The 23378-nt window shown below is 63.9% G+C and carries 22 protein-coding genes; 12 read left to right on the top strand and 10 right to left on the bottom strand.

The window, feature by feature from the left end; translation table 11 throughout:
• The first annotated feature begins 26 nt into the window (after positions 1-26).
• The gene (locus FJ974_RS16915) at positions 27-833 is read left to right on the top strand and encodes a DUF72 domain-containing protein (protein WP_140533588.1); all 807 of its coding nucleotides are present in this window, start codon (positions 27-29) and stop codon (positions 831-833) included.
• A gap of 183 nt (positions 834-1016) precedes the next feature.
• The gene (locus FJ974_RS16910) at positions 1017-2162 is read left to right on the top strand and encodes a GGDEF domain-containing protein (RefSeq protein ID WP_140533589.1); all 1146 of its coding nucleotides are present in this window, start codon (positions 1017-1019) and stop codon (positions 2160-2162) included.
• Between the two features lie 26 nt (positions 2163-2188).
• Here FJ974_RS16910 and FJ974_RS16905 read toward each other — a convergent pair whose 3' ends face one another.
• The 6 genes from FJ974_RS16905 to urtA form a co-directional block, all read right to left on the bottom strand.
• Complete coding sequence (locus FJ974_RS16905; RefSeq protein ID WP_140533590.1) at positions 2189-2365, bottom strand: hypothetical protein; 177 nt, start codon at positions 2363-2365, stop codon at positions 2189-2191.
• 262 nt (positions 2366-2627) lie between these two features.
• The gene (gene urtE, locus FJ974_RS16900) at positions 2628-3323 is read right to left on the bottom strand and encodes an urea ABC transporter ATP-binding subunit UrtE (protein WP_140533591.1); all 696 of its coding nucleotides are present in this window, start codon (positions 3321-3323) and stop codon (positions 2628-2630) included.
• 69 nt (positions 3324-3392) lie between these two features.
• The gene (gene urtD, locus FJ974_RS16895; protein ID WP_140533592.1) at positions 3393-4142 is read right to left on the bottom strand and encodes an urea ABC transporter ATP-binding protein UrtD; all 750 of its coding nucleotides are present in this window, start codon (positions 4140-4142) and stop codon (positions 3393-3395) included.
• A 3-nt stretch (positions 4143-4145) separates the two neighbouring features.
• Complete coding sequence (gene urtC / locus FJ974_RS16890; RefSeq protein ID WP_140533593.1) at positions 4146-5369, bottom strand: urea ABC transporter permease subunit UrtC; 1224 nt, start codon at positions 5367-5369, stop codon at positions 4146-4148.
• The gene (gene urtB / locus FJ974_RS16885; RefSeq protein ID WP_140533594.1) at positions 5366-6982 is read right to left on the bottom strand and encodes an urea ABC transporter permease subunit UrtB; all 1617 of its coding nucleotides are present in this window, start codon (positions 6980-6982) and stop codon (positions 5366-5368) included. Before urtB ends, urtC begins: the two co-directional genes overlap by 4 nt.
• A 113-nt stretch (positions 6983-7095) precedes the next feature.
• Positions 7096-8406, bottom strand: a complete 1311-nt coding sequence (gene urtA, locus FJ974_RS16880) for an urea ABC transporter substrate-binding protein (RefSeq protein ID WP_140533595.1) — start codon at positions 8404-8406, stop codon at positions 7096-7098.
• 304 nt (positions 8407-8710) lie between these two features.
• On the opposite strand from urtA, the gene FJ974_RS16875 reads away from it, so the two are divergent.
• On the top strand, positions 8711-9106 hold the full coding sequence (locus tag FJ974_RS16875; RefSeq protein ID WP_140533723.1) for a hypothetical protein: 396 nt from the start codon (positions 8711-8713) through the stop codon (positions 9104-9106).
• 109 nt (positions 9107-9215) lie between these two features.
• The gene (locus tag FJ974_RS16870; RefSeq protein WP_140533596.1) at positions 9216-11129 is read left to right on the top strand and encodes a PhoX family protein; all 1914 of its coding nucleotides are present in this window, start codon (positions 9216-9218) and stop codon (positions 11127-11129) included.
• Positions 11130-11186: 57 nt separating this feature from the next.
• Here FJ974_RS16870 and FJ974_RS16865 read toward each other — a convergent pair whose 3' ends face one another.
• Positions 11187-11891, bottom strand: coding sequence for a DeoD-type purine-nucleoside phosphorylase (locus FJ974_RS16865; RefSeq protein ID WP_140533597.1), 705 nt, complete (start codon positions 11889-11891; stop codon positions 11187-11189).
• Positions 11892-11958: 67 nt separating this feature from the next.
• On the bottom strand, positions 11959-14532 hold the full coding sequence (gene cckA / locus FJ974_RS16860) for a cell cycle histidine kinase CckA (protein ID WP_140533598.1): 2574 nt from the start codon (positions 14530-14532) through the stop codon (positions 11959-11961).
• A 220-nt stretch (positions 14533-14752) separates the two neighbouring features.
• Here cckA and FJ974_RS16855 point away from each other — a divergent pair, with 220 nt between their 5' ends.
• Positions 14753-15481: a flagellar biosynthetic protein FliO gene (locus FJ974_RS16855; RefSeq protein WP_140533599.1), complete on the top strand. Its 729-nt coding sequence runs from the start codon at positions 14753-14755 to the stop codon at positions 15479-15481.
• An 88-nt stretch (positions 15482-15569) separates the two neighbouring features.
• On the opposite strand, the gene dksA is transcribed toward FJ974_RS16855, so the two are convergent.
• On the bottom strand, positions 15570-15986 hold the full coding sequence (dksA, locus tag FJ974_RS16850; protein WP_059185643.1) for an RNA polymerase-binding protein DksA: 417 nt from the start codon (positions 15984-15986) through the stop codon (positions 15570-15572).
• A gap of 241 nt (positions 15987-16227) precedes the next feature.
• Here dksA and FJ974_RS16845 point away from each other — a divergent pair, with 241 nt between their 5' ends.
• The 4 genes from FJ974_RS16845 (at position 16228) to FJ974_RS16830 (ending at position 20000) form a co-directional block, all read left to right on the top strand.
• Positions 16228-16731, top strand: coding sequence for a SixA phosphatase family protein (locus FJ974_RS16845; RefSeq protein ID WP_140533600.1), 504 nt, complete (start codon positions 16228-16230; stop codon positions 16729-16731).
• A gap of 63 nt (positions 16732-16794) precedes the next feature.
• A complete protein-coding gene (locus FJ974_RS16840) occupies positions 16795-18267 on the top strand; it encodes a YcjX family protein (RefSeq protein ID WP_140533601.1) in 1473 nt (490 codons plus the stop codon).
• Complete coding sequence (locus FJ974_RS16835) at positions 18264-19355, top strand: YcjF family protein (protein WP_140533602.1); 1092 nt, start codon at positions 18264-18266, stop codon at positions 19353-19355. The genes FJ974_RS16840 and FJ974_RS16835 overlap by 4 nt, the downstream gene beginning before the upstream one ends.
• Before the next feature lie 90 nt (positions 19356-19445).
• Positions 19446-20000, top strand: coding sequence for a hypothetical protein (locus FJ974_RS16830; RefSeq protein WP_140533603.1), 555 nt, complete (start codon positions 19446-19448; stop codon positions 19998-20000).
• Between the two features lie 69 nt (positions 20001-20069).
• On the opposite strand, the gene FJ974_RS16825 is transcribed toward FJ974_RS16830, so the two are convergent.
• Positions 20070-20336, bottom strand: coding sequence for a hypothetical protein (locus FJ974_RS16825; protein WP_140533604.1), 267 nt, complete (start codon positions 20334-20336; stop codon positions 20070-20072).
• 265 nt (positions 20337-20601) lie between these two features.
• Between FJ974_RS16825 and FJ974_RS16820 the strand changes: the two genes are divergently transcribed.
• The 3 genes from FJ974_RS16820 to FJ974_RS16810 are packed head-to-tail and all read left to right on the top strand — an operon-like array spanning position 20602 to position 23344.
• Complete coding sequence (locus tag FJ974_RS16820) at positions 20602-22437, top strand: monovalent cation:proton antiporter-2 (CPA2) family protein (protein WP_140533605.1); 1836 nt, start codon at positions 20602-20604, stop codon at positions 22435-22437.
• Between the two features lie 10 nt (positions 22438-22447).
• Positions 22448-22996: a DUF924 family protein gene (locus FJ974_RS16815; RefSeq protein ID WP_140533606.1), complete on the top strand. Its 549-nt coding sequence runs from the start codon at positions 22448-22450 to the stop codon at positions 22994-22996.
• A gap of 39 nt (positions 22997-23035) precedes the next feature.
• Positions 23036-23344 carry a hypothetical protein gene (locus FJ974_RS16810; protein WP_140533607.1) on the top strand — a complete coding sequence of 103 codons (309 nt, stop codon included), beginning with the start codon at positions 23036-23038 and terminating at the stop codon, positions 23342-23344.
• Positions 23345-23378: the final 34 nt, after the last annotated feature.

Genomic DNA, 23378 nt, shown 5'->3' with positions numbered 1-23378 from the left:
TCAATCTAAAAACCGGGAGGAAGACGATGAGCAGCCATGGAACGATCCGCTCCGGCATGGGCGGCTGGACCTTCGAGCCCTGGGATACGTCCTTCTACCCGGACAAGCTGTCGAAGGCCAAACAGCTCCACTATGCCAGCCGGCAGGTACCGAGCATCGAGGTCAACGGCACCTATTATTCCAGCTTCAAGGAGCCGACCTTCGTCAAATGGGCCAACGAGGCGCCTGACGGTTTCGTCTATTCGCTGAAGGGCAACCGCTTCGTCACCAACCGCCGCGTGCTCGGCGAAGCCGGCGAATCGATGATGCGCTTCCTCGGCTCCGGCGTCGCAGCGCTCGGCGACAAGCTCGGACCGATCCTTTGGCAGTTCGCGCCGACCAAGAAATTCGACCCCGACGATTTCGAGGCTTTTCTCAAGCTCCTGCCGGAAAAACAGGACGGCGTGGCGCTGCGGCATGCGCTCGAAGTGCGCAACGACAGTTTCATCGTGCCGAAATTTCCGGCGCTGGCGCGCAAGTACAAGGCGGCTATCGTCTATGCCGACCACGCCAAATATCCGGCGATCGCCGACGTCACCGGCGACTTCGTCTATGCGCGGCTGCAGACCGGCAGCGACGACAATCCCGACTGCTACACGCCGAAGGGCCTCGACGAATGGGCGGCGCGGGCAAGGACCTGGGCGGAGGGCAAGCAGCCGGCCGACCTGCCGCGCGCCGATCCCGGGACCGACGCGCCGGTCAAGCCGCGCGACGTGTTCGTCTACTTCATCACCGAAGGCAAGGTGCGCGCGCCCTTCGGCGCCATGGCGCTGATGAAGCGGGTGACAGCCTAAAAATTCCAGGAGAGCGCGCAGCGGTTTTTCGTCCCCAATGGGCAAAAACTCAGCCGGCTCTATCATTGGCCGAATGGGAAACCACGTGTCTTCGTGGCGATCGTAACCTAATCGATACTTCCTTGCTGCACTAATACACCTACGTCAGGTTGCGGAAGCCCGGCGCCGGCAAGGGACGAGTGCATGTTGCTCGACTATAATTCATTGCTTCTGGCCGTCGGCTTTTCCGCCGCCTGCCTCAGTCTGACTTTGTTCGGAACCTGGCTGACCGCGCGTTCCGACAAGTTCCTGCTGACATGGGCAATCAGCGTGCTGGTGGTGGTGGCCGAGGTCTTCACCTACAACGCCTATATTAAAACGCCCGGCCCGGCCCTCGGCGTCCTGACGCTCGCGCTGCTTCTGCTCGGCTTCTCGGTGATGCTGGGCGCTGCCTATCAGTTCAGGACCGGCCGCTCGCCCTTGCCGCGAACGGTGCTCGGCGTCGGCATCTCGTTTGCCGTCACCTTGCCGCCGATGGCGCTCGGCTCTGACGGGCTGGGCTTCATGCTGGAGAATTTCCTCGCCGCGCTGCTCCTGTTCGCCACCGCGTACGAATATTGGAAAGGCCGCGCCGAGGCGCCCGCGCCGCTCATCGGCGTGACGCTGCTCTATTCGCTGACCGCCGCCTCCTTCGTGCTATGCTCGGCCGTCCTGGTCCAGGACGGCAAGCTGGTTCTTGGACATGCGCCGAGCAATTGGGCGGAGGATCTCAGCCTCGTCATCGTCATTGCCGCGTTGACGGGCATCGGCGGCTTGTCGCTTGCCCTGAACCAGATGCGGCTTGCCCGCCATCACCAGCGCGATGCGCAAACCGATGCGCTGACCGGGCTGCTCAACCGCCGCGCTCTGTTCGACCTGCACGGCAAGACCGCCGTCGGCGCCTTCACCGCGGTGGTGGTGTTCGACCTCGACGGCTTCAAGGCGATCAACGACGAATTCGGCCATGCCGCCGGCGACGAGGTGCTGAAGGTCTTTGCCGGGGAGCTCTCCGGCAATCTACGCCCGAACGACATCGCCGCCCGCATGGGCGGGGAGGAATTCGCGCTGGTGCTCAAACGCACCATGCCCGAGATGGTCGAAGGCACGGCCGAGCGCATCAGGATGGCATTTGCAGCGCGAACCATTGAAACCGAGGCGGGCCCGCTCGGATGCACGGTCAGCGCCGGCTTCGCCTTCGGCAGCAATGAAGGCACCAGCTTCGACAAGGTGCTCAGCGCCGCCGACAGGGCGCTCTACGCAGCCAAACGCAGCGGCCGCAACCGCGTGCTGGACTTCCGCCGCGCCGGTTAGCTTTGAGAGAGTCTTGATTTGAACCGTCAGTGGCGGCCGATGACCTCGTTATAGGCATCGAGGTCGACATAAAAGACCTTGGTTATTTCCCCGATCAGTTCGTCCTCGTCATAGCCTTGCGACATCAGGATGTTGATCGCAGTCATGATATCGACGCGCTCGGTGAGGCGCCGCTTCTGGTGGTCCTCGACAAAACGTTCCATCGCCGTCCCCTGGCAACATTTTTTAGACGCATTGACCGACAATCACTGCGGGGAAAGCTAGGCAGGCTGGCTTGCGTGGACCTTGCCTGCTGAGCCGGCGCCTCTCCCCCTCATTTGCGACTGGTACGGAAAGCGGCCGACTCACCAAGGCCAGGAAAAGACTAGCATGCGATATAGGACGCGCCAGAGTTGCAGACGGTTGGACTGGAAAATATTGGACTTGCTTTGAATACGCAGCGCCGAGCGAAGTGCGCAGCCGATTCTAGACAGTAAGGAACTTCCTTACATCCGCCCGATCGAGGTCCTCGGCGGGACCGGTGTGGACGATCTGGCCGCGGTCCATGATGTTGACCTCGTCGGCAAGCTCGCGGCAGAAGTCGAGATATTGCTCGACCAGCAGCACGGCAATCCCCGCCTGGTCGCGCAGATAGCGTATGGCGCGGCCGATATCCTTGATGATCGATGGCTGTATGCCTTCGGTCGGCTCGTCGAGCACCAGCAGCTTCGGCCGCATCACCAGCGCCCGCCCGATGGCCAGCTGCTGCTGCTGGCCGCCGGACAAGTCGCCGCCACGCCGTGACAGCATCTGCTTCAGCACCGGAAACAGATCGAAGACATGTGCCGGCACGTTGCGGTCGATGCGTTTCAGCGGCGCAAAGCCCGACTCCAGATTCTCGCGCACCGTCAGCAGCGGAAAGATCTCCCTGCCCTGCGGCACGAATGCGATGCCCGACCGGGCGCGGTCATACGCCGCGCTCCGGTCGAGCGCCTTCCCCTCGAAGGCAACGCTTCCGCTCGTCAGCCGGTGATGGCCGACGATCGATCTCATCAAACTGGTCTTGCCGACGCCGTTGCGGCCGAGCACGCAGGTGATTTTGCGCGCGCCCGCCGTCAGCGAGACGCCGCGCAATGCCTGGGCGGCGCCGTAATGCAGCGTGGCATTGGATACTTCGAGCATGTCAGCTCCTTCTCCAACGCCGGAGGAAAGCGAGGTCGAAACGATGGAATTGAACCCGCCAGACCATGGTCATCGTCCCAGATAGACTTCGACGACACGCTCGTCGGCCGAAACGAAATCGAGCGTGCCTTCGGACAGCACGGAGCCCTCATGCAGGCAGGTAACTTTGACGCCCAGCTCGCGCACGAAATGCATGTCGTGTTCCACCACGACGACCGAATGGTCGCGGGCAATGTCCTTGAGCAGGCGCGCTGTCTCTTCGGTCTCGGCGTCGGTCATGCCGGCCACCGGTTCATCGACGAGCAAGAGCTTCGGGTCCTGCGCAAGCAGCATGCCGATCTCCAGCCACTGCTTCTGGCCGTGGCTGAGGTTGGCTGCGCGTTCGTCGCGCTTGTCGCCAAGCCGGATGATGCCGAGGATGTCATCGATCTGCCGCGCCTCGGCTGCCGAGCGGCGATGGAACAACGCCGGGAAGATCGAGCGCGGACCCTTCAGCGCCAGCATGAGATTGTCCTCGACGCTGTGGCTCTCGAAGACCGTCGGCTTCTGGAATTTGCGGCCGATGCCCATCATGGCGATCTCGGCCTCGTCATGCCGGGTGAGGTCGACCTGGCCGTCGAAGAACACCTCGCCCTCGTCCGGCCGCGTCTTGCCGGTGACGATGTCCATCATCGTCGTCTTACCGGCGCCGTTGGGGCCGATGATGGCGCGCATCTCGCCCTTGTCGAGCACCAGCGACAGGTTGTTGATGGCGCGAAAACCGTCGAAGGAAACCGAGACGCCGTCGAGGTAGAGGATGGTGTTCGACTTGCTTGCCATCGCTCACTCCGCCGGCTGCGGTTCGGGATTGGACGACGCCCATTCGCCGGGTGTCCGCGCCGCGGCGCGAACGATCTTCGCTGCGGTGACCTCGCCATCGGTTCCAGCCTCCTCGGCAAGCGAGGCCTTCCGCATGGCGCTGGCGTTGCCACGCCAGCTGTCCCACATGCCGATGATGCCCTTGGGCAACAGCAAGGTGACGGCGACGAACAGGCCGCCTAAAGCGAACAGCCAAAATTCCGGCAGCACGCCGGTGAACCAGGATTTGCCGGCGTTGACGAGCAGCGCGCCGATGATCGGACCGACAATGGTGCCGCGCCCGCCGACGGCGGTCCAGATCACCACCTCGATCGAGTTGGCCGGATCGAATTCACCCGGATTGATAATGCCGACCTGCGGCACGTAAAGCGCGCCGGCGATGCCGGCCATGACGGCGGATACGACGAAGGCGAACAGCTTGACGTTCTCCGTTCGCCAGCCGAGAAAGCGGGTGCGGCTTTCGGCGTCGCGCACCGCCATCAGCAGCTTGCCGTATTTGGAGCGCACGATCGCCGCGGTGACGAAGACGGCGAGCGCCAGCATAACGGCGCTGGCCGCAAACAGCGCCGAGCGGGTCGAATCGGCCTGGACATTGAATCCCAAGATGTCCTTGAAATCGGTCAGGCCGTTGTTGCCGCCAAAACCCATGTCGTTGCGGAAGAAAGCGAGCAGCAGCGCATAAGTCATCGCCTGGGTGATGATCGAGAGATAGACGCCGGTGACCCGGCTGCGGAAGGCGAACCAGCCGAAGACGAAGGCAAGCAGGCCGGGCACGGCGATCACCATCAGCGCCGCGAACCAGAAATGGTTGAAGCCGTGCCAGAACCAGGGCAGTTCCTTGTAGTTCAGGAACACCATGAAGTCGGGCAGGATCGGATTGCCATAGACGCCGCGCGAGCCGATCTGGCGCATCAGATACATGCCCATCGCGTAGCCGCCGAGCGCGAAGAAGGCGCCGTGGCCGAGCGAAAGGATGCCGCAATAGCCCCAGACGAGGTCGAGCGCCAAGGCGAGCAGCGCGTAGCACAGGTATTTGCCGACCAGCGCAACGATGTAGGGCGGAACGTAGAGGGCGCTCGCTGGCGAAACCCAGAGATTGAGCAGCGGCACGATGATCGCAGCAGCCAGCAGGACGAGAACAGTAATGGTGATGCGGCCGTCTGCACCGAAGAAGCGTTGTGCGATCATGCTTCCACCGCCCGGCCCTTTAGCGCGAACAGACCGCGCGGGCGTTTCTGGATGAACAGGATGATCAGCACCAGCACCACGATCTTGCCGAGCACTGCCCCGGCATAGGGCTCGAGGAACTTGTTGACGATGCCGAGCGACAAGGCGCCGACCAGCGTGCCCCACAGATTGCCGACACCGCCGAAGACGACGACCATAAAACTGTCGATGATGTAGCCGCGGCCGAGATTGGGCGAGACATTGTCGATCTGGCTGAGCGCGACGCCGGCGATGCCGGCAATGCCGGACCCCAGCGCAAAAGTCAGCGCGTCGACCCACGGCGTCCTGATACCCATCGACGCCGCCATGCGGCGGTTGGCGGTGACGGCGCGCATCTGCAGGCCCCAGGGCGTGCGCTTCATCACGTAGAGCAGCACGCCAAATACGGCGAGCGCGAACACCAGGATCCACAGCCGATTCCAGGTAATCGCCAGTTGGCCCATCTCGAACGACCCTGACATCCACGATGGGTTGCCGACTTCCTGGTTGGTCGGTCCGAAGATGGTGCGCACCGCCTGCTGCAGGATCAGCGACACGCCCCAGGTGGCGAGCAGCGTCTCCAGCGGCCGGCCGTAGAGAAAGCGGATGACGCCGCGCTCGATGACGAGGCCGACGAAAGCCGCAACGAGGAAGGCGAGCGGCAGCGCGATGACCAGCGACCAGTCGAACAGGCCCGGAAAGGAGGTGCGGATCACCTGCTGGACGACGAAGGTGGTGTAGGCGCCGAGCATCACCATCTCGCCATGCGCCATGTTGATGACGCCCATGACACCGAAGGTGATGGCGAGGCCGATTGCCGCCAGCAGCAGCACCGAGCCCAGCGAAATGCCGTACCAGATGTTCTGGCCGGCATCCCACAGCGCCAGCGTCGAATTGATGGTGGCGATCGCGGCGGTTGCCGCATCTTTCACCGCGCCTTGCGCATTGGCCTCGACCGAGGTTAACAGCGACAGCGCGTCACGGTCGCCGCGCGCCGCGATGACCGAGATGGCGGCCAGCTTGTCGGCCTGGGGCTTGTCGGAGACCAGGACCGACGCGGCGCGGGCCTGTTCGAACAGGGCCTTGACGCCAGGGCCCGTTTCGGCGGCGACTGCTTCGTCGAGCGGCTCAATATTTGCCGCGTCGGGCGTCTTGAACATGGTCGCAGCGGCGGCAAGGCGCACGCCTGGATCCTTGGCGCGCAGCGTCAGCGTGCCCAGCGCATCGCGGATAACGCGGCGCAGGCCATTGTTGACCTTGATCCTGGTTAGATCGGCCTTGGCGGCTTCAGCCGCCTTCTCGCCGCTTAGCGGATCGATCAGCTCAACGGCGTCGCCTGTTTCTTTGCCGACGAAGACCTCAGTGTCGGCCTTGCGGATGTAGAGATTGCCGTCGGCGAGCGCGGCGAGGGCGCGTTCGACGGCGGGATCGCCGCTGGCGGCAAGCTCGCGCACGACCGCTTCGGTGGCGGAGAAATTGGCGGCGGTCGCGAATTTGGCGATCAGGGCGCGAAGATCGGTCTCGGCCGCGCTTGACGGCAGCAGGCTCGCCATCGTCAGCAGCACCATCAGGCCAATCGCGCGCAAAAGGATCATCGCCTCAACGGTCTCGCATGGTTGGAGTTCCTGCCCGGGCGGGCCGGAGAGACTGGCCCGCCCGGGCGGCGGTCTCGGGTCGCGGGGCCACTCCGCAACCCTACCCGGGAGGATTAGTTGGTTCCCTTGCCGCCGCACTTGCCGGTTGCGACATTGAAGTTGCCGCAGCGCAAGGGCTCGCGCCAATCGGAGATCAGGTCCTTGGAATCAGGCAAATAGTCGGACCACTCGTCGCCCATCACCAGGCCCGGCGTCTGCGACACGGTCTCGAACTGGCCGTCGGCCTGGATTTCGCCGATCAGCACCGGCTTGGTGATGTGATGGTTCGGCATCATGGTCGAATAGCCGCCGGTCAGGTTCGGCACCGACACGCCGACCATGGCGTCGATGACCTTGTCCGGATCGGTGGTGCCCGCCTTCTCGACCGCCTTCACCCACATGTTGAAGCCGATATAATGGGCTTCCATCGGGTCATTGGTGGTGCGCTTGTCGTTCTTGATGAACTTGTGCCAGTCGTCGATGAACTTCTTGTTCTGCGGCGTGTCGACGCTCTCGAAATAGTTCCAGGCGGCGAGATGGCCGACCAGCGGACCGGTGTCGAGACCGGCGAGTTCTTCTTCTCCAACCGAGAAGGCCATCACCGGAATGTCCTCGGCCTTGATGCCCTGGTTGCCGAGCTCCTTGTAGAACGGCACGTTGGCGTCGCCGTTGACGGTCGACACTACGGCCGTCTTCTTGCCGGCCGAGCCGAACTTCTTGATCGCCGAGACCTCAGTCTGCCAGTCGGAGAAGCCAAACGGCGTGTAGTTGACCATGATGTCATCGGCCGACACGCCCTTGGCCTTCAGATAGGCTTCAAGGATTTTGTTGGTCGTGCGCGGGTAGACGTAGTCGGTGCCTTCCAGCACCCAGCGTTTCACCGAGCCGCCATCCTCGCTCATCAGATAGTCGACGGCCGGAATAGCCTGCTGGTTCGGGGCAGCACCGGTATAGAAGACGTTGCGCTCGCTCTCCTCGCCCTCATACTGGACGGGGTAGAACAGGATGTTGTCGAGCTCGCTGAAAACCGGCAACACCGATTTGCGTGACACCGAGGTCCAGCAGCCGAACACGGCGGCCACCTTGTCCTTGGAGATCAGCTCGCGCGCCTTTTCGGCAAACAGCGGCCAGTTCGACGCCGGGTCGACGACGACGGCCTCGAGCTTCTTTCCAAGCAGTCCGCCCTTTGCGTTCTGCTCGTCGATGAGCATCAGCATGACGTCCTTCAGCGTCGTCTCCGAGATCGCCATGGTTCCCGACAGCGAGTGGAGAATGCCGACCTTGATGGTGCCTTCGGCCGCCCTGGCGGAAGCCGTCATCAGCAGACCTGCCGCAAGCACGCCTGCCGAAATGGTTTTTGTTATTTTTGCGAAGTTACCCCTCATGTCACACACTCCCAAGCTGGTTGATCTTGCACGCAACATTGCAGTGCAAGCGACATGCCAAACCGGGAGGCTTTAGAGGCCTGGCCGCAATAACGCAGCTTCTTCAATTTGTTAGCTTGTTAGCCGCCAAACTTAAGAGACGTCGCCATATCTAGGATATGAGAAAACTTTGCACATCTTTGCCTAAATCATATTCAATTCGTTAAAATGCCTAAATTTTGATCTCGACGGCATGTCGGGCCGTCGTCGACGGTTGCGAGCCGACGGCAAAATGGGCATGGTCACCGCCGAAACGAGCGACGCCATGACCACCTTGATCCGCGTTATCTTGAGCTTTCTGCTTCTGGCTGGAACCGCCGGGGGCGCCCGCGCCGATTTTGCCGACGGCAAGCTGCCTGATGGCGTCTACCACTGCGAGGTCTACCTGCTCGGCCTGTTCTTCAACCTCGGCGACATCACAATCAAGGGCAACCTCTATAGCGGCCCGGTGACCTTCGGCAGCGCACCGCAGGCCTACAACTATCAGATGGACGCCAATGGCGAGATCAGCTGGCTTGGGCCGCTCGGCGGCTACACCAGCGGCGGCAATGCGATCTCGATGACGCAGGCAACGCTCGATGGTCCTGGCGCCCCTTCCTTCGACATCATCATGAAACAGCCTGACGGCGCCTTCACCGCCTCGACCTGCACCAAGGGGTAGTCGCGGCCGGCGGCGCAGCCGACGGAAAGATCACGTTCGTGTCATCCGGGTGTTGCCGAAGCGGCTTAGGCAGCAGGCCGTCGTCAACATCCACTGAGAGGCAGACACGATGGCCAACTCCCCGTCCTCACCCGCCCCTGTTATCCGCGACGTCATCGCCGCGCGCGTCTCGCGCCGCGAACTCCTGAAAGGCAGCCTGGCCTCCGGCGCGTTGATTGCTGGCGGCGGCTTTGTCGGCTCTTTGTTTGCCGGCGAAACACATGCCGCGGCCGCCCTTTCCACCCTCGGCTTTCCGGAGCTGAAGCGGGTCTACGACAAGACCCATGCCGCCGCCGAAGGTTATGAAACCACGATCGTCGCGCGCTGGGGCGACCCGCTTGTCGCCGGCATGCCGGATTTCGACGGCAGCAAGGTGGCGGCCGACGAGCAGGAAAAGCGTTTTGGCTACAATTGCGATTACATCGCCTTCATGCCATTGCCGAAAGGCACGGTGAATTCGGATCATGGCCTGCTCTGCGTCAACAACGAATACATCTCGCCCAATGTGATGTTTGCCGGCATGACCGAGGACGGCGCCGGCAAAACGATGAGCAAGGAACAGGTCGACCTCGGTCTGGCCGCCATGGGCCATTCGATCGTCGAGGTGATCCTCAAAGACGGCAAGTGGGCCATCGTCGAGGACAGCCCGCTCAACCGCCGCATTACCGCCAACACGGAAATGACCGTTTCCGGCCCCGCCGCCGGCCACGCGCTGATGAAGACCTCGGCCGACGCGACCGGCACCAGGGTGCTTGGCACCAGCTATAATTGCAGTGGCGGCGTCACGCCCTGGGGAACGGTGCTGACCTGCGAGGAAGGCGTTTCCGACCTGTTCGGCGGCGACCCGAAGAAGGCGCCGATCGCCGACATCCTGGACCGCTACGGCTTCGATGGCAGCGATATCTACGGCCGCGGCCGCTTTCACGACCGCTTCAACATCGACAAGGAGCCGAACGAAACCAACCGCTTCGACTGGGTGGTCGAGATCGACCCCTATGATCCGCAGTCGAAGCCGGTGAAGCGCACCGCGCTCGGCCGCATGTCGCATGAGGCCTCGACCGTCGTGCGCAATAAGGACGGCCGCATCGTCGTCTACATGGGCGACGACGACTACTTCGAATACATGTACCGCTTCGTCTCGGCCAAGTCCTACGACCCGGCCAATCCGGCCTCCGGCAAGGATCTGCTCGACGACGGCGTGCTGTCGGTCGCCCGTTATGGCGCCGACGGCTCGATGACATGGCTGCCGCTGGTCCACGGCCAGGGCAAGCTGACGGCCGAGAACGGCTTTGCCGACCAGGCCGAAGTGCTGTTGAAGACCCGCCTTGCCGCCGATGCGCTCGGCGCCACGCCGATGGACCGGCCGGAGGACATCGAGACCAACCCGGTCACTGGCCGCGTGTATGCGGTGATGACCAAGAACAAGAAGCGCGACGAATCCAAGGTCAATCCGGCCAATACGCGGCCGGAAAACCTCTGGGGCCATATCGTCGAACTGATCCCGCCCGGCGGCCGCGGCGCCGATGCCGACCACACCGCCGACAAATATGCCTGGGACCTGTTCGTGCTGTGCGGCAATCACAAGGATGCCAAGGTCGGCGCCACCTTCCATCCCGACACGTCGGACGATGGCTGGTTCGTCTGCCCCGACAACATCACCTTCGATCCGGCGGGCCGCCTGTGGGTCGCGACCGACGGCGCCAACGACTTCGACCTGCCGGACGGCGTCTATGGCGTCGACACGGAAGGTCCGGCGCGAGGCCTGCCAAAACTGCTGTTCACCTGCCCGCATGGCGCCGAAGCGACCGGCCCCTGCTTCACGCCCGACGGCACGACGCTGTTCCTCTCGGTCCAGCATCCCTCCGAGGATGCCGAGACGCTCGACAAGGCGCAGTCGCTGTGGCCCGACTTCAAGGACGGCCAGTTGCCGCGGCCGTCGGTGGTCGCCATCCGCCACAAGGACGGACAGCCGATCGGCGCGTAAGTTAAGAGACGTCGAAAAAAGGCGCGGAACCGGTCGGGTCCCGCGCCGGTACCTCGCCTAATCCGCCGCGACTTCAAGCGCCAGCCGCGCCATGTCGGTAAAAAGCGCCTGGCGTTCGGAATAGTCGGTCTGCTCGTCCGTGGCGATGTGGTCGACCACGGTCAGCAGTGACAGCGCGCGGGCGCCGAAATGCGCGCAGATGCGGTAGAGCGCGCTGGTTTCCATATCGACCGCCACCGCTCCACGCGCCCTTGGTTCGTCGAAACGGGCGCGGCCGGCGGGGTGATGGAATATGTCGCTTGAGACCGTCAACCCGGCGCTGCAGGCGATGCCGAGCTCGGCGGCCCGCTGCAGGGCCAGCGCATGAAGCGCCCGATCCGGTCCCGCCGGCTGGTAAAGCCCGAACACCTGGCCGCTGATCGGCCCTTCGGCCTGGACGGCACTGGAAATGACGACGCTGCGCAGCGCCACGTTCTCAACCAGGGCACCACATGTGCCGGTACGGATGAGCGTCTTCACGCCATGATAATCCAGCAGCTCATGGGCGTAGATCAGAAAGGACGAAACGCCGATACCGGTTGCCTGGATGCTGACGGGTTTGCCGCGGAACAGGCCGGTGAAGCCGAGCGCGCCGCGGCGGCGATTGACGCAGCGCGGCGCTTCCAGAAAGGTTTCAGCCATCCACAGAGCGCGCTCGGGGTCGCCCGGCAACAGTACCGTTTCGGCATAATCGCCCCTGCCCGCCTCGATGTGCGGCGTCACGCTACCTCCCCTCATGCAACCCGCTACATCATGGCAGGGTCGCCGTAATGTGCAAGCGATAGCTGTTTTAGGATTCCAGCACGTCCTTGACGATGGTCGCCAGTTGCTTGAGCGAGAAAGGCTTGGGCAGGAAGCCGAAATGCGCGTCGGCCGGCAGGTTCCTGGCGAAGGCATCCTCGGCATAGCCGGAAACGAACACGAACTTGATGTCCGGCTGCCGCTTGCGCAATTCGCCGAGCAGCGTCGGCCCGTCCATTTCCGGCATCACCACGTCGGACACCACGATGTCGACCTTGCCGCCGAGCGCCTCGAATATCTCCAGCGCCTCGACACCGGACGACGCCTCATGCACGGTGTAGCCGCGCGAGTTCAATGCCCTGACGCCACCCATGCGCACGGCATCCTCGTCCTCGACCAGAAGCACCGTGGCCGAGCCGGAGAGATCCTTCGCGGTATCGGCAGGCTTGGCCGGCGCCGCCGGCGCTTCGCCCGGCTCATTTGCCTTTTTCACCTCGGCGATGTGGCGCGGCAGGAAGATGCGGAACACGGTCCCCTTGCCGACCTCGGAATCGCAGAAGATGAAACCACCCGTCTGCTTGATGATGCCGTAGACCATCGACAGGCCAAGGCCGGTGCCCTTGCCCACTTCCTTGGTGGTGAAGAAGGGTTCGAAGATCTTCTTCAGCACATCCGGCGCGATGCCGCTGCCGGTGTCCTCGACCTCGACCAGCACATAGTCGGCCGGGGACAACTCGCGATAGGCGAAGGACTTGCACTCCTCGGTCGTGACGTTGCGGGTGCGCACGGTAAGGTCGCCGCCGGCGGGCATGGCATCGCGGGCATTGACGGCGAGGTTGACCACAACCTGCTCGAACTGGCCGATATCGACCTTGACCGGCCAGAGGTCGCGGCCGTGGTCGATCTTGAGCTTGATGTCGTTGCCGACCAGCCGGGCAAGCAGCATCCTGAGATCGGCGAGCACGTCGGTCAGGTTGAGCACTTCCGGCCGCAGCGTCTGCTTGCGCGAAAAGGCCAGCAATTGCCTCACCAGGGACGCCGCGCGGTTGGCGTTTTGCTTGATGTTCATGATGTCGGGGAAGGACGGGTCCGACGGACGATGGTTGGTGAGCAGAAGGTCCGACGCCATGATGATGGCGGTCAGCACATTGTTGAAGTCGTGGGCGATGCCGCCGGCAAGCTGGCCCACCGCCTGCATTTTCTGGCTCTGCGCCATCTGGCCCTCGAGCGCCTTCTGCTCGGTGGTCTCGACCGCATAGACGATCGCCGATTCCTCGGCCCCCTCGCCGCCGGCGCCATCGGCAACGGCGTTGACGTAGAAGCGGATATGGCGCTCGTCATTGCCGGGCAGCAGCGAGTCGATCGGCTCGATATTGGCCTGCCGTTGCCGCGCCTTCTCGAAGGCGGAGGCAAAGGCCGTCCGGTCGCGCTCGTGCACCACGGTATCGAACCGCACGCGCCGGTCGACCGCATCGCGGTCGACAACGGAGGAAAACAGCGACAGGAACGGCGCGTTGGTGCGCAGGATGCGGCCGCTGGCATCGACGCCGGCGATCGCCATCGGCGTCGAGTTGAAGAAGCGGGTGAAACGGACCTCCGAGGCGCGGAGGTCGGCGGAAGCATCCTCGCCCTGCGTGCGGTTGAGCACGATGGTGCGGGTCGGGCCGTTGACGCCCTCGCGACTTGCCGAAACGCGGTGCATGAAACGCACCGGCAGCGCCTGGCCGCTCATCGTCGTCAGGTCGAGATCGATGACCGCATTGCGCGTCGTGCCGGGATCGGCCTTGACCGAGCGGACCAGCGCCATGCCGTCGCCGGCCACGATTTCCGGCAGCGTGACGGCGCCCGGCGTGAAACTGGCAAGGTCGATGCCCAGCCATTCGGCAAGCGTGGCGTTGATATAGGTGACGCGGCCTTCCTGGTCGGCCGAGAAGAAGCCGGCCGGCGCGTGGTCGAGATGGTCGATGGCCTTCTGCAGGTCGAGGAAGAAGCGCTCCTGCTCGGCCCGTTCCTGCGAGATATCGGCGAGCTGCCAAGCCAGCATCGGCAGCCGCTGGCCCGGCACGCTGAAGGCGCGGGCGCGGGCGCGATACCAGCGTGCGCCGGGCTCCGCACCTGGCTTGATGGACTGCGCCAGCCTGAACTCGCCGTCGCCCGCCTGGCCGTCGCGCAGGCCCGAGGCAAGCCGGTAGATGGTCATCGAGGCCTCGGGAACATCCGACAGCATCCCTTCGACGGTCTTGAGATCGGCCGCCGACGCGGCACCGGTCATGTCGGCATAGGCCCTGTTGGCATAGATGACGCGGCCCTTGGTATCGGTGACCAGGAGACCTTGCGACATCGAATCGACGAAGGCCTTCGACAATTCGTCACCGGTCGAGCGCGGCGCGATCTGCACGAAGCCGATTGCGGTGGCAAAGAGGAAGCCAACGCCGATCATGGCGAGCACGCCGAGCATGCCGAGCAGGAAAGGATCGCCCAGGCGCTCGCGGAACAGCCCGAAGACGATCGCGGCGCCGGTCAGGACGACGATGAAGACGATGAGCCTGGTGACGGCGCCCGGACGCGTGTTCTGGTCGACGATCGGTACTGGATAGAAATCGCCGCGCGCTTCCTTGGCCATGTGCCCCCTGCTCGTGATTCCGGTGCCCGACACCCGCGGACGGCCGGTTGAATCACATTCTCCCGCAGCGGAAAAGGCCCCGGCGGCAAATGTCGGATAAAAATGGCGCCGGACAACGGATTCGTGTTTCAAACTGTTCACGAAGCGTGATGCGAACTTGCGGCGGCTAGCGCCTAAGGTCTAGTGTCGCGTCACTTCAAAGAGGCGATTGGGTGTACCGATGCTGCAGTGGCTGGATAGCGTGGCGGGTCCGGGTTATGTCGCCGCAATCCTGTGGACGTTTGCGGCCCTCGTCCTGCTGGTCGTCGTGCTGCTCGTCATCAAGGTGGTCCGCAACCTGACCTTCGGAACCTTCGTCGCCGGCGGCCGGAACCGCAAGACGCGGCTGGCGGTGATGGACGCCACCGCCGTCGACAGCCATCGCCGGCTGGTGCTGGTGCGCCGCGACGATATCGAGCACCTGATCCTGATCGGCGGCCCGACCGATGTCGTTGTCGAACGCGACATAAGGCTTGCAGCACCCCGCCGCCCGGCATTGACCGGAGACAGCGGCCAGCAGCAAGCCGCCGCAGCGCGCCAGCGTGCGCCACAACCGGCTCCTGCGCCGGCGCCTGTGAAGCAGGCACCGCCACCGCCACCGCAACCGGTGCTCCAGCCGGTGGCCGCCGCCCGTCCGCGCCCTCCGGCGCCGGCGCCCAAGCCGGTGACGCCGAGCCAGCCGACGGCGAAAGTCATGCCGCTGCCCGCCTATGGGATGACGAACGGCAGCGGCCGGCATACGCCGCCGCCCCCAATCAACGATTCCATCGACGACACGCTGATGCAGGAGCTCGAGGTCTCGCTCGAAGAGTCGCGCAACAAACCGGTGGCCAGCAAACCGCCAGCCAAGCCTTCCCTTGACGATGAGATGACGAAGCTTCTCGGCGAGCTTGCCAGTCATAAGCGATAGCCGGGTCGGTCTTCGGCCGGTTCAGAAGGCGAGAACAAAAATGGCCGGAAACCCGGCCATTTTTCTTGAATCTTGCCTACTTTTCGCGTCAGTCGTCGCGATAGACCTTCTCGCGGCGCTCATGGCGCTCTTGCGCTTCGATCGACAGCGTCGCGATGGGACGCGCGTCGAGCCGCTTCAGCGCGATCGGCTCGCCGGTCTCTTCGCAATAGCCGTACGTGCCCTCGTCGATGCGCTGCAGCGCCGAGTCGATTTTCGAGATCAGCTTGCGCTGACGGTCGCGGGCGCGAAGTTCGATGGCACGGTCGGTTTCGGAAGAGGCGCGGTCTGCGAGGTCGGGGTGGTTGGCGTTTTCCTGCTGCAGGATTTCGAGGGTTTCACGCGCTTCGCGGAGAATGTCGTTCTTCCAGGTGATAAGCTTCATGCGGAAGTAGGATTTCTGCCGTTCGTTCATGAACGGCTCGTCTTCGGAGGGTACGTAATCGGCGGTAACGATGTCGTTCATTCGACTCACCCAACAACCCCAAAATTTGGCGCCTATATATTCGCGGACAAGGGGCTAGACAAGCGCAATCGGCAACTGTTTCACGCAATTGTTAGTCTCGCGCCGGCAGGCCCCAGCTCAATCGGCGGCGTCGAATTCATCCATGATTCGTGGTGGTTGTAGGGGACCGGCCATTGTGCATGACAGCGTTATCGTGACTAATCGCGCATTGCCTGCGCGTGCAGCATCATCGGGGGCCCTGTTGAGCAGACTTTATCTGTTGCGGCATGCCAAGGCCGGATGGGCGCTGCCGGGCGTGCGCGATTTCGATCGCCCGCTCGACGAATCGGGCATGGCCGATGCCGAAGCGATGGGCGAAGCCATGCGGGCTCGCGCCTACGTGCCCGATGTCACTTTGTGCTCCAACGCAAAGCGCGCGCGGCAGACGCTCGAAGGCCTTGCGGGGCGCACCGACACCGGCCGGGTGCTGTTCCTCGACACGCTCTACAGCGAGGATGCCGCCGGTTATCTCGACATCATCCGCAAAAATGGCGGCTTGGGCTCCTTGCTGGTGATCGGCCACAATCCGATGACGGAAGATCTCGCCATGGCGGTGTCAGGCGACGGCGACGAGGCCGCGCGCGGCACGCTCAATCACGGTTTTCCGACCTCCGGCCTTGCCGTAGTTCGCTTTCCCGGCAACCTTGCCGAGGCATCGCAAGGCAATGGCTATCTCGAAGCGTTTCTGACCCCCGCCGATCTCTGACACCATTTCAAACGCCGGGACCAGGGCCTATATCGGGGCCTGACGGGCGACCAGGGGCGCAATTTGGCATCATCGCTGACCACTTTCACGGACGAAGCGAGGATTGCGCTCGACACGCTGTCGGACCGCGCCGCCGGGCTCTTCTCTCCATCGCTGCGGCTGGGCGTCACCGGCCTTTCGCGCGCCGGCAAGACGGTGTTCATCTCCGCCCTCGTCCACAATCTCATCCATGGCGGGCGCCTGCCGCTGCTCAAGGCGCAGAAATCGGGCCGCATCGCCCGCGCTTTCCTCGAGGAGCAGCCGGACGACGCCGTGCCGCGCTTCCAATACGAGGACCATGTCGCGGCCCTGGTCAACGACCGCGTCTGGCCGGACTCGACGCGTGCCATTTCGGAGCTGCGGCTGACCATCGAATACGAATCGGCCTCCGGCTGGAACCGCCTGTTTTCGGCCGGCAAACTGTCGGTGGATATCGTCGACTATCCCGGCGAATGGCTGCTTGACCTGCCGCTGCTCGGCAAGTCCTTCGCCGATTTTTCGCGCGAGGCGGTCGAAATGGCGGCGCTGTCCGTGCGCACTGAACTTTCGCAGCCATGGCGCGCGCTGGCCGCGACAGCCGATCCGGATGCCGACGCCGATGAGATGACGGCGCGCCGCCTTGCCGAAAGCTTTGCCGCCTATCTAAAAGCCTGCAAGCTCGACGAGCGGGCGCTTTCGACCCTGCCGCCCGGCCGCTTCCTGATGCCCGGCGATCTTGAAGGTTCGCCGGCGCTCACCTTCGCGCCGCTGATGGCGATTTCGGCGCGGCGGCCGCGCGCCGGATCGCTGCAGGCGATGATGGAACGCCGCTACGAAGCCTACAAGACGCATGTCGTAAAACCGTTCTTTCGCGAGCACATCACACGCCTCGACCGCCAGATCGTGCTGATCGATGCCCTGCAGGCGCTCAACGCCGGCCCCGCCGCCATGGCCGATCTGGAACGCGCCGTCACCGAAATCCTGTCCTGCTTTCGGCCCGGCCGGGGCAATTTCGTCACCGATCTGTTTTCAAGGCGCATCGACCGCATCCTGGTCGCCGCCACCAAGGCCGACCATCTGCACCACGAAAGCCATGACCGGCTGCAGGCGATCGTGCGCAGGCTGGCCGACCGGGCGGTGGCGCGGGCGAATTTCAGCGGCGCCGCCGTCGACGTGGTCGCCATGGCGGCGGTGCGCTCGACCCGCGAGGGCACGGTCAAGCAGGGCCGCGAGACGCTGCCGGTGATCATCGGCACGCCGCTGAAGGGCGAGAAGATCGACGGCGAGACATTCGACGGCAAGACCGAAACCGCCATATTTCCTGGCGACTTGCCAGAAAAAGTCGATGCGGTTTTCGAACTTTCCGGATCGCATTCGCAAAGCGATGAACCGGCGATCCGCTTCGTGCGTTTCCGTCCGCCGAGGCTCGAGCGCACGGCCGAAGGCGTCACGCTGTCGTTGCCGCATATAAGGCTCGACCGCGCGCTGCAATTCCTGATCGGAGATCATCTGGCATGACCGCGCCCCGCAAACCGGCGGCCTTCCGCATCGAGCCCGAGGCGCCCCCCGCCAAGGAAACTCCGCAGCCGCGCCGTGCCGATGCGCAGGCGGTGCGCAGGCCTCGCGCAACCGCCGCCGATGTCGCGGTCGTCATTCCTTCGGAAGTCGACGTCTTCGACGAACCGGACATCGAGCAGGCCGCGCCGCCGCCGGCGACAGCGCCGCGAAAACGCTCGCTGCTTTCGCGCCTGTTCTTCGGCGCCGTCGGCGTGCTGGTCTCGCTTGCGGTCGGTCTGTGGGCCGACCAGCTCATCCGTGACCTGTTCGCGCGCAACGAATGGCTGGGTTGGCTGGCCGCCGGGATGGCTGCGATCGCGCTCCTGTCGCTGCTTGTCATCCTGGTCCGCGAATTCCTGGCCATTGCCCGTCTCGCCGAGGTCGAAAAGCTGCAGCGGCGAGCACTGGACGCAGTGGCGCGTGACGATCCCAAGGCCGCGCGTGCCTTGATCGACGAGCTTTCGGCTTTCGTCGCCGCCAAGCCCGAGACCGCGGCCGGCCGCCGCTCGCTTGCCGAGTTGCGCGGCGAGATCATCGACGGCGGCAATCTGGTGCGGCTTGCCGAAACCGAGATTCTCTCGCCGCTCGATGCACGCGCCAAGGTGATGATCCTCGAAGCGGCAAAGCGCGTCTCGCTGGTGACGGCGGTAAGCCCCCGCGCGCTTGTCGATGTCGCCTATGTCGTGTTCGAGGCCGGGCGCCTGATCCGGCGCCTGTCGGAGCTGTATGGCGGCCGCCCCGGCACGCTCGGCTTCTTCCGCCTGGCGCGCGGCGTGTTCGCGCATCTGGCGGTGACCGGCTCGATCGCCGTCGGCGACAGTTTCGTGCAGCAGATCGTCGGCCACGGGCTGGCCGCGAAACTCTCGGCGAAGCTCGGCGAAGGCGTCGTCAACGGCATGATGACGGCGCGCATCGGCATCGCCGCGATGGAAACGGCGCGACCGCTGCCGTTCATTGCGGTGAGACGCCCCGGCATGGGCGATTTCCTGTCGGCGCTGACGTCTTTCGCGACGCGCAAGGACGGCGAAACCAGGGCACAAGGTAAATAGACGAACGCCCAGAAGTGACGAAGCATTAACCAATCTTGGTCATGGTCGAGCACGTCCCAAGATCAGACTCGTTCGTGCCGGGTGTCGTCGATGAAAAGCGTAATCTTGTCCTGCGTCCTGCCTGCGACGGTTGCTGTCATCGCGCCGCTCGGCCTCGCCGGAAAGGCTTCTGGCGCGGAACCGGACAAGCAGTTCTTCCACTCGGTCGAAGGCAAGTGGGTCGGGCCTGGCGAGATCGTCGCCGGCAAATACAAAGGCACCAAATTCACCTGCAATTTCAACGGCACGACGCCTGACGGCAAGCTCGGCATGACGCTCGACGGCGACTGCCGGGTCGGCATGTTCACCCAGAAGATGTCGGCGACCGTCGAACGCAAGGGCCGCGAAGGCTACAGGGGCAGCTTCATGGGCGGCTCATCCGGCGACGGGCTCGACATTGTCGGCGGCAATGTGGTCGATGCCCAGAAGGTGGTCTTCACCATCAACCGCAAACAGCTGAACGGCGTCATGCAGGCCCGTATCCCCGGCGACGATTCGATGACCGTCACGGTCGCGGTGCGCGTCGACAAGCAGCTGGTGCCGGTCATCGGCATGAAACTGAAGCGCGTCGACACGCTGGAAGTCGGGTCAATCGCCAAGAACTGAATCAGGGCAGCGGGCAACGAAAAAAGCGGCGGCCATCGACCACCGCATTTCACTTGTCTGCGAAGATGGTCAGCTCTTGATGGTGGCCGTCAACTCGTCATAGGCCTTGCAGGCCTCATCCAGCGTCGTGGCATTCTGGTACTTCGCGGTCACCGCCTGGACTTTTGCGGTCAGGTCGGCCGCCTTGGTCGGATCCTTGGTGATTGCCGCCTGCAGCGCCGCAGCCATGTCCTGCGCCTTCTTGGCGGCCGTCTCCTGCGTGCATTCAGGTCCCTTGGAACAGGCCGAAGCGGCAAGCGCCGCAATGCCGACGGCGACGAGCAAAAACTTCCTCATGTCAGTCATCTCCTCAAAAAAGGCAGCGACCCCATCGCCGCCGCCTTCCAATGGCCGAAGCCGAGCATGCCTTAACCTTTGATTGTGACGGCACGCAACGACCGGGCTGCATAAACTTGTCTGACGCGTGTGCAACAGGCGTTTGTCGGAGAGGCGCCTGGATTGAAACCTCGGGAGACACCCTGCCCTTCATGCCAGGCCGGCCGCCCTTGCCTCTCGCTCCCCGTGCATGCAAGGAGTGCGTCGAGACAACGGGACGACAAGTATGGCGGCAGAGGCATCGAGCAGCGATCTTGTGCAGGTGGTGGCGCTGCTTGCCGCCGGCGTGGTCGCCGTGCCGATCTTCAAGCGCATGGGCCTGGGCTCCATCCTCGGCTATCTCGCCGCAGGCGTCGTCATCGGCCCGTTCGGCCTGCGCATCTTTTCCGAATCGGAGGCCATCCTGCATGTCGCCGAACTTGGCGTCGTCATGTTCCTGTTCATTATCGGGCTGGAAATGCAGCCGTCCCGGCTCTGGAGCCTGCGCCGCGAGATCTTCGGCCTCGGCGCGCTGCAGGTCGGCGTCTGCGCGATGCTGCTGACCCTGGTCGGACTGGCCGGAGGTTTTCCGATCGCGCAGTCCTTCGTCGCCGGCGCCGGCTTCGTGCTGACCTCGACGGCGATCGTCATGCAGCTTCTGGAGGAACGCGGCGATATTTCTTCGCCCAAGGGCCAGCGCATCGTCTCCATCCTGCTGCTGGAAGACCTGATGATCGTGCCGCTACTGGCGCTGGTTGCGTTCCTTGCACCCGGCGGCACCGAGACCAGCCTGTCCGAGCGCCTGACCGAGGTCGGCATCGGCATCGCCGCGATCGTCGGGCTGGTTGTGGCCGGACGCTATCTGCTCAATCCGCTCTTCCGCATCCTGGCCGATGCCCGCGCCCGCGAGGTGATGACCGCAGCCGCCTTGCTGGTGGTTCTGGGATCGGCTTTGGCCATGCAGCTTTCCGGCCTGTCGATGGCGATGGGCGCCTTCCTCGCCGGCGTGCTTCTGTCCGAATCGACCTTCCGCCACCAGCTCGAAGCCGATATCGAACCGTTCCGCGGCATCCTGCTCGGCCTTTTCTTCCTCGCCGTCGGCATGTCGCTCGACCTCGGCGTCGTTGCCCTGAACTGGCGGCTCGTCGCCATCTATGTCGTCGCTTACATGATCATGAAGGCGCTCGGCATCTACATCGTCGCGCGCATGCTCAGGACCGGCCACCGCGAAGCGCTCGAGCGCGCCGTCTTCATGGCGCAAGGCGGCGAATTCGCGTTTGTGCTCTATTCCGCTGCTGCAGCGGTCGGCATCATCGACGGCCAGGCCAATGCGACGCTGACCGCCATCATCATCATCTCGATGGTGCTGACGCCCTTGGCCATCGTGGCGCTGCGCTATCTGACGCCGCGCGACGAGCAGTCGCTCGAAGGCGTCGACATCGCCGATGGCCTCACCGGCAGCGTGCTGATCATCGGCTTCGGCCGCTTCGGCCAGATCGCCAGCCAGCCGCTGCTGCTGCGTGGTCTCGACGTGTCGATCATCGACAACGATGTCGAAATGATCCAGGCCGCCGCCGATTTCGGCTTCAAGGTTTATTATGGCGACGGCACGCGGCTGGACATCCTGCGTGCCGCCGGCGCCGGGCGGGCGCGCGCCGTGCTGATCTGCGTCGACAAGCCCGACGCCGCCGTTCGCATCGCCGAGCTCATCAAGGCGGAGTTCCCGCTGCTGACGATACTGGCGCGCGCGTTCGATCGCGGCACCGCGCTGCAGCTCATTCGCGTCGGGGTCGACTTCCAGTTGCGCGAGACCTTCGAATCGGCGCTGGTCTTTGGCGGCTCCGCCCTCGAGGCGCTGGGTGTCGACCCGCAAGACGTCGCCGAGATCATCGAGGACGTGCGGCGCCGCGACAGCGCCCGCTTCGAGACGCAACTGGCGGAAGGCATCCGGGCCGGACAACGCTTCCTGAGGGGCAATATCGGCACGCCGATCCCGACGCCGTTGACGCAACCGCGTCGTGCAGGCCGGGCGCTGAACGAAGAGACGGCAGGCGTGCTGAACAAGGCAGAGACCAAGAACTGAGGGGGAAGGCATGGCAGGGCTTGACGTGCGAGCGCTTTCGGTCGCCAAATTCTGGCGCGACGCCGGCGAGGATGCCTGGTTCGAGAAGAACGACGCCTTCGACAGGGATTTTCGCAACGGCTTTCTCGAATTGCACCATGCCGCCGCGCGGCGCGAATGCGACGACTGGAGCGCCCACGCCGAAGGCTCGCTGGCGTTGATGATCCTGCTCGACCAGTTTCCCCGCAATTGCTTTCGCGGCACGGCGCATATGTACGCGACCGATCCGCTGGCCAGGTACTTCGCTGCGAAGGCGATCGCCGCCGGCCAGGACCTGGAACTGGAAGAGCCGGTGCGCGTCTTCCTCTATCTGCCCTTCGAGCATTCGGAACTGTTTGCGGATCAGCAAAGGTCGTTGGAGCTGACGACCGCCAGGGCGCCGGACTACATCAAATATGCGCAGGAGCACTTGGACATCATCAAGCGCTTTGGCCGCTTCCCGCACCGCAACAGGATGCTTGGCCGCGAGACGACGCCGGAAGAACAGGCTTTCCTCGACGGCGGCGGTTTTTCAGGCTGATTGGTTGGCGCGCGGACACTCGCCATCGGGAGGAGTGCTATGAAAACCTTCGGAGAACGAATTCTTGGCAAGTCGATCCGCGCCGTCGAAAAGGGTCAACCGGGGTTTGGGATCACTGTTCTTTTTTCAGATGGTACTGGACTTACCGTTCATTCCGAGGTGTCGCTGCGCATGAGTGACATACCGGGCGGATCGTACATCGAACGCGTTACATCCACCGATCAAGAGATCACCCTCCACCTGGCCGGGGACGATTTCCTGACAATCTCGATTGACCGCCAGAAGCACGACGCCGTCGAGTTGTTCGTTTACCAAGATACAGACGGCACCTACGTCGTCGCGAACTAAGCGGCGCTTCGCCATCTCGGCCATTTGCGACGGT

Source organism: Mesorhizobium sp. B1-1-8 (assembly GCF_006442795.2).
Lineage (GTDB): Bacteria > Pseudomonadota > Alphaproteobacteria > Rhizobiales > Rhizobiaceae > Mesorhizobium.
Note: the sequence above shows the minus strand (reverse complement) of the source record. Positions and strands in the feature narration are given on the sequence as shown.

Coding starts and splice junctions, on each gene's coding strand:
- FJ974_RS16915 (WP_140533588.1), top strand. CDS start 27: ATGAGCAGCCATGGAACGATCCGCTCCGGCATGGGCGGCTGGACCTTC.
- FJ974_RS16910 (WP_140533589.1), top strand. CDS start 1,017: ATGTTGCTCGACTATAATTCATTGCTTCTGGCCGTCGGCTTTTCCGCC.
- FJ974_RS16905 (WP_140533590.1), bottom strand. CDS start 2,365: ATGGAACGTTTTGTCGAGGACCACCAGAAGCGGCGCCTCACCGAGCGC.
- urtE (WP_140533591.1), bottom strand. CDS start 3,323: ATGCTCGAAGTATCCAATGCCACGCTGCATTACGGCGCCGCCCAGGCA.
- urtD (WP_140533592.1), bottom strand. CDS start 4,142: ATGGCAAGCAAGTCGAACACCATCCTCTACCTCGACGGCGTCTCGGTT.
- urtC (WP_140533593.1), bottom strand. CDS start 5,369: ATGATCGCACAACGCTTCTTCGGTGCAGACGGCCGCATCACCATTACT.
- urtB (WP_140533594.1), bottom strand. CDS start 6,982: ATGATCCTTTTGCGCGCGATTGGCCTGATGGTGCTGCTGACGATGGCG.
- urtA (WP_140533595.1), bottom strand. CDS start 8,406: ATGAGGGGTAACTTCGCAAAAATAACAAAAACCATTTCGGCAGGCGTG.
- FJ974_RS16875 (WP_140533723.1), top strand. CDS start 8,711: ATGACCACCTTGATCCGCGTTATCTTGAGCTTTCTGCTTCTGGCTGGA.
- FJ974_RS16870 (WP_140533596.1), top strand. CDS start 9,216: ATGGCCAACTCCCCGTCCTCACCCGCCCCTGTTATCCGCGACGTCATC.
- cckA (WP_140533598.1), bottom strand. CDS start 14,532: ATGGCCAAGGAAGCGCGCGGCGATTTCTATCCAGTACCGATCGTCGAC.
- FJ974_RS16855 (WP_140533599.1), top strand. CDS start 14,753: ATGCTGCAGTGGCTGGATAGCGTGGCGGGTCCGGGTTATGTCGCCGCA.
- dksA (WP_059185643.1), bottom strand. CDS start 15,986: ATGAACGACATCGTTACCGCCGATTACGTACCCTCCGAAGACGAGCCG.
- FJ974_RS16835 (WP_140533602.1), top strand. CDS start 18,264: ATGACCGCGCCCCGCAAACCGGCGGCCTTCCGCATCGAGCCCGAGGCG.
- FJ974_RS16830 (WP_140533603.1), top strand. CDS start 19,446: ATGAAAAGCGTAATCTTGTCCTGCGTCCTGCCTGCGACGGTTGCTGTC.
- FJ974_RS16825 (WP_140533604.1), bottom strand. CDS start 20,336: ATGAGGAAGTTTTTGCTCGTCGCCGTCGGCATTGCGGCGCTTGCCGCT.
- FJ974_RS16820 (WP_140533605.1), top strand. CDS start 20,602: ATGGCGGCAGAGGCATCGAGCAGCGATCTTGTGCAGGTGGTGGCGCTG.
- FJ974_RS16815 (WP_140533606.1), top strand. CDS start 22,448: ATGGCAGGGCTTGACGTGCGAGCGCTTTCGGTCGCCAAATTCTGGCGC.
- FJ974_RS16810 (WP_140533607.1), top strand. CDS start 23,036: ATGAAAACCTTCGGAGAACGAATTCTTGGCAAGTCGATCCGCGCCGTC.